12 protein-coding genes are annotated in these 13,985 nt (G+C 63.5%); 4 read left to right on the top strand and 8 right to left on the bottom strand.

Annotated features, from left to right (window positions below; translation table 11 throughout):
• Positions 1-547: 547 nt before the first annotated feature.
• From AC57B6_RS27900 to AC57B6_RS27885, 4 genes are all read right to left on the bottom strand, one after another.
• Positions 548-4,030: a DEAD/DEAH box helicase gene (locus AC57B6_RS27900; RefSeq protein ID WP_496422521.1), complete on the bottom strand. Its 3,483-nt coding sequence runs from the start codon at positions 4,028-4,030 to the stop codon at positions 548-550.
• Positions 4,031-4,219: 189 nt separating this feature from the next.
• Positions 4,220-4,999 carry a DeoR/GlpR family DNA-binding transcription regulator gene (locus tag AC57B6_RS27895; RefSeq protein WP_046570653.1) on the bottom strand — a complete coding sequence of 260 codons (780 nt, stop codon included), beginning with the start codon at positions 4,997-4,999 and terminating at the stop codon, positions 4,220-4,222.
• 104 nt (positions 5,000-5,103) lie between these two features.
• Positions 5,104-5,505 (bottom strand): type II toxin-antitoxin system MqsA family antitoxin, encoded by a 402-nt coding sequence (locus AC57B6_RS27890; protein ID WP_106353224.1) that lies wholly within the window; start codon positions 5,503-5,505, stop codon positions 5,104-5,106.
• 2 nt (positions 5,506-5,507) lie between these two features.
• Positions 5,508-5,804, bottom strand: a complete 297-nt coding sequence (locus tag AC57B6_RS27885; RefSeq protein WP_496422537.1) for a type II toxin-antitoxin system MqsR family toxin — start codon at positions 5,802-5,804, stop codon at positions 5,508-5,510.
• Between the two features lie 166 nt (positions 5,805-5,970).
• On the opposite strand from AC57B6_RS27885, the gene AC57B6_RS27880 reads away from it, so the two are divergent.
• A complete protein-coding gene (locus AC57B6_RS27880) occupies positions 5,971-8,475 on the top strand; it encodes a GcvT family protein (RefSeq protein WP_496422520.1) in 2,505 nt (834 codons plus the stop codon).
• Here the strand turns inward: AC57B6_RS27880 and AC57B6_RS27875 are convergent.
• From AC57B6_RS27875 to AC57B6_RS27865, 3 genes are all read right to left on the bottom strand, one after another.
• Entirely contained in the window at positions 8,472-9,011 is a 540-nt protein-coding gene (locus AC57B6_RS27875; RefSeq protein ID WP_496422519.1) for a cytochrome b, read from the bottom strand. The two genes, AC57B6_RS27880 and AC57B6_RS27875, sit on opposite strands and share 4 nt — an antisense overlap.
• Positions 9,008-10,099 carry a catalase family peroxidase gene (locus tag AC57B6_RS27870; protein WP_496422518.1) on the bottom strand — a complete coding sequence of 364 codons (1,092 nt, stop codon included), beginning with the start codon at positions 10,097-10,099 and terminating at the stop codon, positions 9,008-9,010. Before AC57B6_RS27870 ends, AC57B6_RS27875 begins: the two co-directional genes overlap by 4 nt.
• A gap of 107 nt (positions 10,100-10,206) precedes the next feature.
• Positions 10,207-10,476, bottom strand: coding sequence for a DUF4148 domain-containing protein (locus AC57B6_RS27865; RefSeq protein ID WP_028197212.1), 270 nt, complete (start codon positions 10,474-10,476; stop codon positions 10,207-10,209).
• Positions 10,477-10,643: 167 nt separating this feature from the next.
• Between AC57B6_RS27865 and AC57B6_RS27860 the strand changes: the two genes are divergently transcribed.
• The 3 genes from AC57B6_RS27860 (at position 10,644) to AC57B6_RS27850 (ending at position 12,857) form a co-directional block, all read left to right on the top strand.
• A complete protein-coding gene (locus AC57B6_RS27860) occupies positions 10,644-11,369 on the top strand; it encodes an anti-sigma factor family protein (protein WP_496422517.1) in 726 nt (241 codons plus the stop codon).
• Between the two features lie 145 nt (positions 11,370-11,514).
• Positions 11,515-12,033 carry a sigma-70 family RNA polymerase sigma factor gene (locus AC57B6_RS27855; RefSeq protein WP_028197214.1) on the top strand — a complete coding sequence of 173 codons (519 nt, stop codon included), beginning with the start codon at positions 11,515-11,517 and terminating at the stop codon, positions 12,031-12,033.
• On the top strand, positions 12,030-12,857 hold the full coding sequence (locus AC57B6_RS27850) for an anti-sigma factor family protein (protein WP_028197215.1): 828 nt from the start codon (positions 12,030-12,032) through the stop codon (positions 12,855-12,857). Before AC57B6_RS27855 ends, AC57B6_RS27850 begins: the two co-directional genes overlap by 4 nt.
• Before the next feature lie 28 nt (positions 12,858-12,885).
• On the opposite strand, the gene AC57B6_RS27845 is transcribed toward AC57B6_RS27850, so the two are convergent.
• Complete coding sequence (locus tag AC57B6_RS27845; protein ID WP_144194393.1) at positions 12,886-13,983, bottom strand: lipase secretion chaperone; 1,098 nt, start codon at positions 13,981-13,983, stop codon at positions 12,886-12,888.
• Positions 13,984-13,985: the final 2 nt, after the last annotated feature.

The raw sequence follows: 13,985 nt of genomic DNA, 5'->3' as shown, positions 1-13,985 counted from the left end.
GCAGATGACCGGGATGACGGCGCTAGCACCGACGATCCAGCTTCCAGTCTTCATCTTCGGCTGCACATTTTTTCGATTAATGGTCCCTTGCCTCGCACCCCGTTCGCTCTGCCGTCTTGCTGTCTCAAAATTAGCGCGTATTTTTGGCTTTAGCGCGCTATTTATTGAGGGGGTAGATCATGATAATCGAAAACGACCCTGCTCTTTCCCGGATGCAATCATGCGGCTATCCATCCGGCACGGTTCGGTCATTGCGAACCGTTCAATGGGATTTTCCCCAAAGGTCTCTCAGGTTCCGCCCGCTATTAAAATCGACCTCGGTGGATCGTCATTCGGGTCGGCTGGTCTCGCTCGCACGGTGATTGGCCCCGTCTGCTCTTCGTCGTAGGTGGCCCCGCCCCCAGCGATTTGACAATTTGCGAGTCAGTATAGGAACAGTCTCAAAATAAATCGTTTAAAGATTGTTAGATCGATTGATTGAAACCCGGCTTTTACCTGATTGGCGGGGAATCCGGCGCGCTGGAGTGAATGCGCCGGCTCTAAAACCTCACCGGCCGCCTTCGATCTCCGGCATCGGCGCGAATAGCGCATCGAGATCGTCGTCCGAGAACTTGGCGGCGCCGGCGGCGTCTTCAGAAAGAATGCTGTCGGCAAGTCCCGCCTTCTGTTCCTGCAATTCCACGATTTTTTCTTCGATGCTGCCCGCGGCGATCAGCTTGTAGACGAACACCGGCTTGTCCTGCCCCAGCCGATGCGCACGGTCGGTTGCCTGATTCTCGGCAGCGGGGTTCCACCACGGATCGTAGTGAATCACCGTGTCGGCAGCGGTCAGATTCAGGCCTACGCCACCCGCCTTCAGGCTGATCAGGAAGAGCGGCACCTCGCCTTGCTGGAAACGCTCGACCGGTGTGACGCGGTCCGCCGTGTCGCCCGTCAGAATCACATAGGGAATCGCGGCCTCCTCCAGCGCTTCGGCAATCAGCGCCAGCATGCCGGTGAACTGCGAGAACAGCAGCACGCGCCGGCCCTCCTCGATCAGTTCGGGCAGCATCGACAGCAGCAAATCGAGCTTCGCCGAGCGGGTGACGCGCGTCGCCTTTTCGGTTTTTTCCGGCTTGCCGCGCTTCTCGTCCGGTTCGTCGGCTTTTCCCTCAAGCTGGACTTTCCGCACGAGACGCGGATCGCAGCAGACCTGGCGCAGCTTCAGCAACGCATCGAGCACGATGATGTGGCTGCGCGCGAGACCCTGCGCGCTGACCGCCGCCCGCACCCGCTCCTGCATCGCCGTACGCACGGTTTCGTAGAGGTCGCGCTGCGCGCCCTCCAGATCGACCGAGCAGATGATGGTGGTCTTGGCCGGCAGCTCCTTGGCGACCTCGTCCTTACGACGGCGCAGCATGAACGGCCGGATGCGGCGCGCCAGCAGCGCGCGGCGCACGCCGTCGCCATTTTTCTCGATGGGATTGCGCCAGCGTTTAGTGAAATCTTTCTGGCTGCCGAGAAAGCCCGGCAGCAGAAAATCGAACTGCGACCACAATTCGCCGAGGTGATTCTCCAGCGGCGTTCCCGTCAAACACAAGCGATGCCGGGCGCGCAAGCCGCGGATCGCCTGCGCGGCTTTGGTCGTTGCATTCTTCACATACTGCGCCTCGTCGAGAATCAGCAGGTGATAGTCATGCTCGGCGAGCACCTTCTGATCGCGCCACAACAGCGCGTACGTCGTGAGAATCAGTTCGTGCTCGCCGATCTGCTCGAAGCGCTCCTTGCGCTGCGGGCCGTTCAGCACCAGCACTTTCAGATCGGGGGCGAAGCGGCGCGCTTCCTCGCGCCAGTTGTGCACGAGCGTGGTGGGCACGACGATCAGCGCGGGCCGCTTGAGCCGCCCGGCTTCTTTCTCCGCGAGGATGTGCGCGAGCGTCTGCACGGTCTTGCCGAGACCCATGTCGTCGGCGAGCACGCCGGCCAGATCGTGTTCGCGCAGAAACTGCATCCAGTTCAGCCCCTGCTGCTGATACGCGCGCAGTTCCGCCTTCAGGCCACGCGGCACCGGCACCTCGTGCAAGCCAGGGCCGGCCTGCAGACGCTGCGCCAGTTGGCGAATCGAGTCGTCGCCCTGGAACTGCCAGCGGCCCGTGCTGTTCAGTGCTTCGAGCCGGCCGGCGTCGACCGAGGGCACGCGCAGCGGTGCGCCTTCCGCCAGCGTGCCGCCGAGCGCGTCGAACAGGTCGACCAGTACGCGCACCACCGGCTTCAGGCGGTCGGCGCGCAGACGCAGACGCTTGTTTTCTTCGGTCTTCAGTTCGATCGGCTCGTCGTCGGCGATGGCTTCGAGCGAGCCGCCCAGCCAGCGCCGGTCGCGCCGGAACAGATCGGCGAGCAGCGGCTCGAGCCGCACCTTGCGCTCGCCGATGCGGATGCCCATCTCCAGATCGAACCAGCCGTCGCCCGCCTGCTGTGCGGTGCCGTCGATCGCATCGATCTCGATGATGTTGTAGCGGAACTCCGGCGCCATCGTCACGCGCCAGCCCTGGCTCACAAGCTCGGGCACGGCGTCGTTGACGAAAGCCGACCAGGAGTCGGCATCGGGCAGGCCGAGCATCGTATCGGGCAAAAGCCGCGATGCGTAGACCCGGCTGGTCGGGACCTTCTGCAGCCCGGTCTTGCGCAGTTCGAGCAAGCGCTTCTTTTCGGCGTCATAGCGCCGGCGGATATGGATGACGTCGCCGCCCGGCATCGGCACCAGCGTGACGCTGCTGTCGACATTGATACTCACGCCGTCGTAATCGAAGCTGACACCGGCCAGCTCGACAGCCTCGGACTTGCGCTGCCCCGCCTTGCCCGTTGACGGCAGCGCGTGGCTGTTGAGCGTGAGCACCGGCACGGGATCGACGTCGATCACGCGGATCGCGGACGCTTCATGCGTGGGCGGCAGCGGCAGGTCGGGCGCGATCTCGCGCAGCACCGAGGCGACGAGCGGTGCTTCGGCGAGCGAGATCGGCGGCATCGCGAGGTAATCGGGCAGCTGCTGGAACGGCAGCGACGACTCGACAATGCCCGCCTCGTTGGCGACGCCGTCCACGTACCAGACCGGCTCCGTGGGCAGCACCATGCTGGCGCGCGGCTCGGTGCACAACACGGGCCGCAGGCGTTCGTCCGCGAGCGGCTCCCATTCGATCTGGCCGGGCCGGTCGGCACCGCGCGACAGCGGCGTTGGCCCGTCCTGTCCCGGCGCCGGCTTGAGCTCGAAGAACAGGCGGCCCGTGAGGATCAGTTTTTGCAGCATCTCCGCGCCGCTCGTGCCGCGCAGAACGAACTGGCCGAAGTCCTCGCGCGAACGGCCGAGCCACAGGCCACGCAGGATCGACAGGTCTTCGTCCGAGACGAAGCGGGGTTGCTTGAGCAGGGCCGCTTCCACGTTGCCCCACGGCTCGTCGACTTCGACGATCGTGCCGTCGGACGTGCAGCGCGCCCGGTACAACACGACCTCATGGCGCATATGGAATCTGGACCAGTTCAGCAGATAAGCCAGGGTTTGGGTACGCGTGCCGCCCGACTTCTGGGCGACCGCATCGGCGGCCTCGGCGCGCGCGCGAAAACGCTCCAGCCAGCTGACCAGTTCGGGGCGCACGCCGGATGGCGACTGCGCCGCGGGCCCAGACCACGACTGCGGCGAGCGCGAGTAGCCGGCGGCCGGGTGCGCATCGGTGTCGACGCCAGCATCGATCTCGACATTAGTGATGTGATCCATCTCGTCGTGATACTCGAGCTCGGCGAGCAGCAGCGCGGCGACATGCTTGCAGTTGCGCCCGACCGGACAACTGCAGTCGCTCTGCGCCCATGGTTTGCTGCCATCGGTGCGAAACCGCACCCGCGTGTGATAGGGCAATACACGGGTGCCTTGCACGTAGCCGCTGAGCGTGGCGCCGTCCCATTTCACGTTCGTGACGGCGCCGACCGAACGCGCCTTCGCGACAGTCTGGTCACCCAGCCACTCCGTAATCCTTTCCCGATCAAAGAAAACTGACGACATCAGGACCCATCCCTATTCAAGCCGGCGGGGGCAACCATGCGCGGACGCGGCAGACGGTGTACAGCGCCTGCCGGTGCGATCGCGGCCCGGCACGATTGCCCGTGATAACCGGCCATTTTACGCGTTGACGGCAATGGGCTGTGGAGACGGTTTTGAACGCGGTACGAAGGGCCGATGGCCTGGCTTCGCCTAGAGCGAGGGATCGCTTGACGCCCCGATACGGACCTCCAGGCCCGCCGCCGCGAACACCTGAGCGAGTGCGGGCGCCGGCGCCTCGTCGGTCACCAGCAGATCGACCGCGTCCGCGCCGAACGCGTGAACTAGCGCGCTATGGCCGAATTTCGCGTGATCCGCCGCGACCACGCGCTGCTCGGCCTGCGCAAAGGCCGCGAGCGAAAACGCGACGTCGCCTGGCAGCGCGTCCATGAAACGGCCCTGCATGTCGATCGCCGTGACCGAGACGATCGCGTAGCGCACGTGGAACTGGCGCAGGAACGCCAGCACGCTGTCGCCGAAGGAGGCGGAGTCGTCGGGACGCAGTTCGCCTCCCGCGATGAACACACGGTTGCCGTTGCGCGGCGCCAGCACGCGAGCCACTTCGATTGAATTGGTCACCACCGTGAGGCGGGAGCGCGCAGTGAGCGCCTGAGCGATATGCAGACAGGTGGTGCCGCCCTCGAGGATCAGCGAGTCACCGTCACGCACCAGTTCAGCAATGCGCGCGCCAATCGCCTGCTTGCCTTCGCGGCTTGCCACCATGCGCCGCTGGAACGGCGGCTCGTCGAGACGCTCGGGCACCATGATGCCGCCATGAACCTTGATGAGCAGGCCGTCGGCGATCAGCGGCTTGATATTGCGGCGGATGGTTTCGTCGGAAACCTCGAAACGGCCCGCCAGATCGGTAATCGTGCAGGTGCGCTGCTCGCGGACGAGTCGCAGGATTTCGGCTTGGCGTTGGGTGGAGAACATAGGGTACGGATCAGGATGGCAGCGCCCAGTCTAGCAAACACCCTCATTATTCGCCAAGAAAACCCAACGCATTTCCATACAAACCCACAATCCGGATGCAACGCTCAACTCGCCCTGACTTCTTCCAGCAGCTCCGGATGCCGGTCCAGCACTTTCAACAGTTTGATCAGAGCGAGCGGCGGCCGGGTCTTGCCATTTTCGTAGCGCGAAAAGGCGTTCACCCCCCCGCCGAAAATCTCCGCTGCCTCGCGCTGGTCCAGATCGAGCTTCTTGCGCACAGCGGCAATGAAGGCAGGATCCACTTGCGAGGCATTCACCTCTTTGTTGAAAGCCAGCATCATTTGCCCGGTGCGTGTGGCCTCGTCCATGTCGAGCACCGCCTCTTCGCACGCCGGACAATAGTCACCCGTGACGGCTTCGAATACAGCCGTCTCGCCCTTGTAGACATAGCGCATATTGCGCGTATCGCGCACCAGTTCGGCCGCGCCGCAGTTCGGGCATTTCATGCTCACCACTCCTTGAATGACACGACAAGTACGTCGTCGATCACCGTCAATTTCAAATAGACCATGCCTGCTTCCGTGACGGCACAGTAGACGTCCTGCCAGACCCGATGGTCCGCGTACGCGGTCATGCTTTTTCGAAAATTCCCGCGCTCGAGCGACAGCAATGTCTCGATGATTGCCGCGGGTCCAAGGCCAAGTGCCGCGGCTCCAATCACGGCCGATTTCGTGATTCTGATGTTCCCCGCACGCGCCAGGCTTTGAACCTCGGCCAGCTTGCAATGAGGCGTACTTTTTCCAATCTCGCCCCCGATGGATATTAACCTACTTGGTTATTAAAAGATAGTTTTGCTGTCTGCTTACCAACGCATCACCAGCATCCTTTGACCCCTCGCGAGCCAAATCGGTCGTTGCTTTTTGCCAAGATTTGTTGCAATCTACGCGCGTTAAATCAACCAATTTCCACATATGTCCACACCCATCCCCACCCACGCTCGCGTCGTCATTGTCGGGGGCGGCATTATTGGCTGTTCGGTCGCCTATCACCTCACCAAGCTGGGTTGGACCGATGTGGTGCTGCTCGAACAGGGTCAACTGTCGTGCGGTACGACCTGGCACGCGGCCGGCCTCGTCGGCCAGTTGCGCGCGCAGGAAAGCATGACCAAACTGATCCGCTACTCGACCGCGCTCTACGCCGAACTTGAAGCCGACACCGGCCTCGCAACCGGCTGGAAGCAATGCGGTTCGCTCTCGGTGGCCCGCACGGCCGAGCGGATGACGCAACTCAAGCGCACCGCCGCCGTCGCGCGTGCCTATGGCGTGGCGTGCGACGTGATCAGTCCCAAGGAAGCCGGCGATCTATGGCCGGTGATGCGCACCGACGACCTGCTCGGCGCCGTCTGGCTGCCAGGCGACGGCAAAGCGAATCCCACCGACCTGACCCAGGCGCTTGCACGTGGGGCTCGCACACGCGGCGCGCGCATCGTCGAGAACACTCGCGTCACGGCGATCCATACGCGCACCGCGCTCGAAGACAAGGCCAACGGCACAACCGGCGCACGCGAAGTCAGCGGCCTCGCGTGGCGCAACAAGGATGGCGAAGAAGGCACGCTCAGCGCGGATATCGTCGTGAATTGCGCGGGCCAGTGGGCAAAAGCGGTGGGCCGCCTGTGCGGCGTCACGGTGCCGCTACATTCGGCCGAGCACTACTACATCGTCACTGAACGCATTGCCGGCGTGCATCCGGACCTGCCGGTGATGCGCGACCCGGACGGCTTCATCTACTTCAAGGAAGAAGTGGGCGGCCTCGTGATGGGCGGCTTCGAGCCGAATGCGAAGCCGTGGGGCATGAACGGCATCCCGGAGAATTTCGAATTCCAGTTGCTGCCCGATGATTGGGATCAGTTCGAAATCCTGATGGAAAATGCGCTGCAACGCGTGCCCGCGCTCCAGACAGCGCAGGTTAAACAGTTCTACAACGGCCCGGAGTCGTTCACGCCGGATAATAATTTCATGCTCGGCGAAGCGCCCGAATTGCGGCGCTTTTTCGTCGGCGCGGGTTTCAACTCGATGGGTATTGCCTCGGCGGGTGGCGCGGGCATGGCGCTCGCCGAATGGATCGTCGCGGGCGAACCTACGATGGACCTGTGGCCGGTCGACATCCGCCGCTTTGCGCGCTTTAACGGCAACGACACGTGGCTGCACGATCGCGTGAAGGAAACGCTTGGCCTGCACTATGCGATGCCGTGGCCAAATCGTGAACTCGACAGCGCGCGGCCATTTCGCCGCTCGCCGCTGTACTCCCTGCTGCGTGACAATGGCGCCTGCTTCGGCAGCAAGATGGGCTGGGAACGCGCCAACTTCTTCGCGCCGATGCCCGCCGAAGCTCGGATCGACTACGCGTTCGGCCAGCAGAACTGGCTGCCGTGGAGCGGCGCCGAACATCGCGCGTGCCGTGAAGGCGTCGCGCTGTTCGACATGACGTCGTTCTCCAAATTTCTGGTCAAGGGACGTGATGCAGAAAGCGTGCTGCAAGGCATCGTCACCAACGACGTTGCCGTACCGCCCGGCACCACCGTCTATACCGGCATGCTCAACGAGCGTGGCACGTACGAGTCCGACTTCACGCTGACCCGCCTTGCCGGCGACCAGTATCTGATTGTCTCCGGCTCGGCGCAGACTACGCGCGATTTCGACTACATCGAGAAGTCGATCCCCCACGACAAACACTGCGCGCTGGTCGACGTCACCGGCCAGTACGCGGTGCTGGCCGTGATGGGTCCGCGCTCGCGCGAACTGCTGCAAAGCGTATCGAAAGCCGACTGGAGCAACGAGGCGTTTGCGTTCGGTCAGAGCCGTGAAATCGATCTCGGCTACGCGACGGTGCGTGCCACGCGGCTGACCTACGTCGGCGAACTCGGCTGGGAGTTGTACGTGCCCGTGGAATTCGCGGTGGGCGTCTACGAAACACTGCATGCCGCGGGCAAGGCGTTCGGTCTCGTCAACGCAGGCTATTACGCCATCGATTCTTTGCGTATCGAGAAAGGCTATCGCGCGTGGAGCCGCGAGTTGACGCCGGACACCAATCCATTCGAAGCCGGTCTGTCGTTCGCGTGCAAGCTCAACAAGGACATCGCGTTCCGTGGCCGCGACGCGTTGCTAAAACTGCGCGCCGAGCCGCTGCGCCGCCGTATGGTCGTGCTCACCGCCGATGGCGCCGCCGATCGCATGCTGTGGGGCGGCGAAGCGATTCTGCGCGACGGCAAGCCCGTCGGCTTCGTCACTTCGGCGGCGTTCGGGCACACGCTCGGCTGTCCGGTGGCGATGGGCTACATCAACAATCCGGATGGCACGGCCGACACCGCATATCTGACGGGCGGCCGCTACGAGATCGACGTCGCCGGCGATCTGTTGCCGGCCACTGTGCATCTGAAAGCGCCTTATGATCCGCGCTCGGAACGGGTGAAGGGCTAACGGCCGCCGCGCGCCATACTCGAGAACACCCCGTCGCGGCGGATCAGCCCATGAAACAGCGCTGCCGCCAGATGCAGCAGCACGGTGGCAAACAGCGCGAATGCGAGCCACGTGTGCAACGCGCGCAGTACCGCGAACAGTTCGACGTTGTGCGGCGCGATCGGCGGCAAATGCAGCGGGCCATATAGCGTGACCGGATAGCCCGCTACGGACAACATCGCCCAGCCGATCAATGGCATCGCCGCCATCAGCGCATAGAGAACGAGATGCGACAGCCTGGCGGCGATGCGCTGCGGCGCCGGCATGTCCTGCGGCAGCGGCGGCGCGCCGCGCCTGATACGCAAGCTCGCGCGCAGCACCACTAGCAGCAGCAACGCAATGCCAAGCGGCTCGTGAATTGCGATCAACGTGTTATGCGCATGCGACACCGTCGCGACCATCGCCACCCCGATAAACAGCATCGCGACGATCAGCGGCGCCATCGTCCAGTGCAGAACGCGCGCGAGCGGACTGAAATGTGCGTGCGTCTGCCTCATGACTGGCCTCCGTTTTTCCGTGCTTGATGGATCTCGGGATGCAGCGTTTCTTCGCGCGTGCGGCGCTGATAGGACAACGCGTAAGCCGCCGAGCGTGCCGCGAGCAGCGGATCGTTCGACGGACGAATACCCGTCGGCAAGATGGTCGGATCGAAATTGACGTCGCGGCACGTACCGTCTTCCTGCGACGTCGAACGATCGATCACCAGCGTGCCGGCATCGATATGCTGACGATCGTCGGGCCATTGCATCGTTGCGTCGTCGATGGGATCGCCCGGCTGCGCGACTGTCAGAATCAGATGCCAGCGCAGCGGTCCGGTTTGCAGGCGCTGATCGAGATCGGCCGCGAGAAAATTCTTTTCGGTTTTTTGTGCATCGGTGATCGGCGCGTACGGCGTTTCGGGCACCATGGCCCAACGCACGGCACGCTTGTTGCCGGCACCGTCGGTAAACCAGAATGCGTTGATGCTGTAGTACGCGGCGTTCGCCAGACTCGATGACGGCGGATGCGCTTTCACCCATGCCTGAAACGGCCCGGTTTCCGGATTCGCGTCGTAAAACGCTTTCAGTCTGGCTGGATTCGGTTTGCCGGTCACGGCATCGGGTTTCGCCGCCACCAGTTGCTGATAGAACTGCTCGGGCGTATGAACCGCGAATACGGGTGTGGAATTCATTCCCGTGCGCCATTGCTCGCCGTTCCGCAATTGAAACAGCAAAGCCATACTGCGCACCGGAGAGCTGGTGTCGGGCGCCGACGGGTTGCCGCCCGGCACCGCAAAGCGGCCCGTGACCGGCGTGCGGCCGGCGGCGAACACGGCGGCGCGCGATAGCGCCGTGCCGTTGCCGTTACTGTCGAAATAGCCGGCCACGCACAGGCCTTTTGCATGGTTGCGGCGGTAGCCCGGATGGGGCTGCCCGGCCACCGCTTCGAAGGTATTGATGAAACGCGGCGCAGTGAGCCGCGCGGGCGTCAGCCAGCCCGCGGTATAAGCGAAGCCGCCGGCAAGGACAGCGACGAGCGCGCCGATCGCGGCAAGCCGGCATGGCACGCATAAGGGTTCAGAATGGGGAACGGATGGTTTTGTCACTACGACTCCTTGACGCCCGGAAAGATGCACTCATCGGTGAACACCGAATTCAGCGATCTATTCCATCCGATATCCGGCGCGTCCGTTCGCGCCGGATATCGATCCCTTCAATTGGCGTTGCCCGTCGCCGCGCTGCCGCCCGCGACATGGCTCGCGGCGGCCGCCTTTGCGGCAAGCGCCTGCTTGTTGTGCTCGACCTGCTGGGCAAAGACGGGACTCACATCCGGATACGATGCATCGGTCACGTAATCAAGGCCGTTCTGTTGGGCTTCGATCAATTCCTGGTACACCTGAGCACGTGTCTTGCCCTCGGCAAAGACGCTCGATGAAGCGGCAAGAATCACAACGGACAATGCGGCAAAAGCGATCTTCTTCATGATGAACTCCAGAGAGTTTTGTGCGGGTTCGCATGAGGGAAAACCACGGGCTGGCGGTTTTTATTCCTGCTTTGACGCTTCGAAAAAAACAAACTTCAACCGTGGAATAAAACCGCCTCGGCGCGTGTTTGCCGTTTGCTAGCTGAAATCCGACGCACGCCGACACCATGACCTCAACCGACGCCCCCTCCGACTCGCCGCTTTCCGAAGCCGATATTCAGGCCTACGCCGATGGCACGCTGAGCCCGGAACGCGCCGCGTTTCTGCGGGACTATCTGGGCAAGGATCCGGCGGAGGCACGCCGGGTGGCGTTCTACGGGAGATTGAACGCACAGATGCAGCAAGCCTTCCAGACCACCGGCGAACCCGTTTCGAACCGCGCAGAGGGAGCGCACGGCGTGCCCGGCCGGCTGAAAGCCGCGAAGCGTCCGGGCAAGGTCTTCAACACACTCGCAGCGCTGGTTCTGGCGCTGGCGGCCGCGAGCGGCTGGCTTTCCGCCACCCAGGTGTCCAGGCAGGCGCTCGACAATGCCGCCGTGATGGCGTTGGCGGAAATCGCCGCCGCGCCCTATCCCGCCGCGTCGCCGACGCGAACGGATTTGTCCGCACCCGGACTCGCCGCGATAGGGCTGCGGCTTGTGGATCAAAGGGCCATATCGCTCGGCCCGTTCCAACGCGCCAACGAATTCGTCTATCTGAACGAAGACAATCAGCCCGTCGTGGTGATGTCCACCCTGGCACTGTTTGCACACGCACAGCCGCAGTGGACCGCCCGCCGTATCGGTGAAATCCGCTTGCTGACGTGGACGGCGCAGCGCCAGCACTTTGTCGTGGCGGGCGATGCTCGTACTCGTCGCCTGATGCGCGCCGCAGACGCGATGACCATGCGCTAAACCGTGCGCTGACGCTCCCGCCACGCTGCAAAAAACAACGGAATAAAATGCGCTCACGCGTGTTCGCAGTTTGAATGCGCGTGGCGGTTCAATCGACCGCCGCCTACCCGGCGCCTTACGAGAAGCCCCATGATCGGGATGAAAAATGGATGTCCGTGACGAGTTGATGGAACATGTGCCGCGCTTGCGGCGCTATGCGCGAGCGCTGATCAACAATCGCGATCTCGCCGACGATCTGGTGCAGGACACGCTCGAACGCGCGCTCGGCCGCACCGGCATGTTCCAGCCCGGCACCGACCTGCGCGCGTGGCTGTTCACGATCATGCATAACGTGTTCGCCAATCAGGCGCGTAAGGCTTCGGCGCGCGCCGTCCACGTGGCGGTCGACGATGCAAGTGTCCACGAAAGCGAGTTTGCCGTGCCGTCCGATCAAACCCGCTCGCTGGAAATGCGTGACCTCGACTACGCGTTGCAGCGCCTGCCGATCGAGCAGCGAGAAGTCGTGTTGCTGGTCGGTCTCGAGGAAATGAGCTATGCCGACGTGGCCCTCGCGCTGAACATTCCGCTCGGCACGGTGATGTCGCGTCTTTCGCGCGGACGCGAGCGGCTTCGGGCGTTGATGGCGGGCACGCAGCCCGGTGCAAAATTACAGGTGGTGCGATGAGCGACCAACATACGCCGATCGGCGAAGAAGACCTGCACGCCTACGTGGACGGAACGCTGTCCGACGAACGGCGCGTCGAAGTGGAGCGCGCGCTCGAACAGAACCCCGAACTGGCCGCCCGCGTCAGCGACTATTTCTCGCTGAACAACATGTTCCATGAACGCTATGACCGCGTGCTGAGCGAGCCCGTGCCCAAACGTCTGCAGACCCCGGCGGCCGGCAAGCGCCGCTGGAATATTGCTGCCAACTGGCCGCAGGTTGCCGGCATGGCAGCGGCGCTGGTGATGGGTGTAGGCATCGGCATGGGCACGCATATGGGCCGGGACGTGGTCGCGCCGATTGCAGGTCAGGCGGATATGCGTCCCGTTAGCGCGGATAGTTCGGAAATGCTTGCGCGGCAGGCCGCGGTGGCGCATGTGGTCTACATGCCGGCTATCGATCGGCCGGCTGACATGACCGCGGATCACGAACAGGATTTCGTGCAATGGCTGTCCAACCGGCTCGGCACCAACGTGCATCCGCCGATGCTCTCGAAGAGCGGTTTCAACCTGTCGGGCGGCCGCCTGTTGCCGGGCGCCGACGGGCCGACTGCGCAATTCATGTATCGCGGGCCAAACGGCGAACGCGTGACGCTGTGCATCTCGCATCGTCAGGTGAGTTCGAATACCACGGCGTTCAAGCTGTATCAGGACGGGCCGGTGAACGTGTTCTACTGGGTCGATGGCGACTTTGGCTATGCCGTGTCGGGCGGGATCGATCGCAAGGTGCTGTTGCAACTCTCGCACGACGTGTATTCGCAGTTGACGGGCGTGGCGCCGGGTTGACAGGCCGTGCCGAACTGCAATAGCGGGCTCAGTTGGCTGAACCGCTGCCGCGATCGAGCGACGCCGCGCGCATGGCGTCGCCCGGATTGCTGAAGAACTGCTGACGCAGTTGGGCGACCTGCGCGTCGTGTTGCTGAGGCGGCAAACCCTGTTTGTCGATTTGCGCGCGCTGGCTCGCGTAGTCCGCATAGCGGGCTTGCCAGGCGTCGTCGGCTTGCTGCATCTGCACGACGCGCTCCGCCGCTTCGGGCCCCAGTGTCTGCGTGATCTGCGCACGCATTGCATCGAGCGAACCGCCTTGCTTCTGCGCCTGAGCGATCGCGTCGAGCGCGGCCTGCTGCTGGCGTGCACGCTCGTGAGCCGCGCGCACTTCCGGCGGGAGTGCGGCGTCGAGCGCGGCGAGGCGGGCCGCTTTCTGCGCGTCGCTGAGCGAGTTATCCGACGCGATGCGCAGGCGGGCCAGATCGGTGTGTTGCCGCTGCGATTCAGCGCCGAAGAACGGCTCGTTCCATTCCCCCAGCAATCGCGCGCCCAACGCGTCGCGCTGATCGAGTGAGAGTTGCAGCGCGTCGAAGTTCGGCTTTGCGCCGCCCGGGTTCTGGCTTTGGCTCTGCGTCGGAGAACTGTCCGGTAATTGCGCGAGCGCCTTGAGATACGCGTTGTAGCGCTGCCAGACGGTCAGCGCTTCGTCGGCGGCCGACGTGCCGTCGAGTTGTGCCGCGATCTGACGGCGCACCACGGCGTCGAGCGTCGCCGCTGAAATTTCATTTTGCGTCGTCAGGAAGTAATCGAAGAAATCGCGGACCGCACGCGTCCGCGCGAGGTGGCCATGACCGTCGGTTGGCAGGCGCGGCGGCGACGATCCGTCGAGCGAAGCGGGCAATGCTCCGGACATCGATGCGTCTGCGGTCGCGGTTTTACTCACAGCAGGCGCCTGTTGCGCAGCACTCGCGGCACGCGCAGTTTTTTGTGCCGACGCTTCATGCGTGAGCGGCGCACGACTCAGCCACAACGCGGCGCCGGCCGACAGCACGCCCACAGCGATAAAAGCCAGCCATTGACTCCGCGCACTGCCCCGTTGCCGCCCAAAACGTCCTACTCGCCCCAATCGACCCAATCGCCGCATCC

The organism is Paraburkholderia sp. BGA-UO-ETr-F12 (assembly GCF_059567945.1).
Note: the sequence above shows the minus strand (reverse complement) of the source record. Positions and strands in the feature narration are given on the sequence as shown.

Coding starts and splice junctions, on each gene's coding strand:
- AC57B6_RS27900 (WP_496422521.1), bottom strand. CDS start 4,030: ATGTCGTCAGTTTTCTTTGATCGGGAAAGGATTACGGAGTGGCTGGGT.
- AC57B6_RS27895 (WP_046570653.1), bottom strand. CDS start 4,999: ATGTTCTCCACCCAACGCCAAGCCGAAATCCTGCGACTCGTCCGCGAG.
- AC57B6_RS27890 (WP_106353224.1), bottom strand. CDS start 5,505: ATGAAATGCCCGAACTGCGGCGCGGCCGAACTGGTGCGCGATACGCGC.
- AC57B6_RS27880 (WP_496422520.1), top strand. CDS start 5,971: ATGTCCACACCCATCCCCACCCACGCTCGCGTCGTCATTGTCGGGGGC.
- AC57B6_RS27875 (WP_496422519.1), bottom strand. CDS start 9,011: ATGAGGCAGACGCACGCACATTTCAGTCCGCTCGCGCGCGTTCTGCAC.
- AC57B6_RS27865 (WP_028197212.1), bottom strand. CDS start 10,476: ATGAAGAAGATCGCTTTTGCCGCATTGTCCGTTGTGATTCTTGCCGCT.
- AC57B6_RS27860 (WP_496422517.1), top strand. CDS start 10,644: ATGACCTCAACCGACGCCCCCTCCGACTCGCCGCTTTCCGAAGCCGAT.
- AC57B6_RS27855 (WP_028197214.1), top strand. CDS start 11,515: ATGGATGTCCGTGACGAGTTGATGGAACATGTGCCGCGCTTGCGGCGC.
- AC57B6_RS27850 (WP_028197215.1), top strand. CDS start 12,030: ATGAGCGACCAACATACGCCGATCGGCGAAGAAGACCTGCACGCCTAC.
- AC57B6_RS27845 (WP_144194393.1), bottom strand. CDS start 13,983: ATGCGGCGATTGGGTCGATTGGGGCGAGTAGGACGTTTTGGGCGGCAA.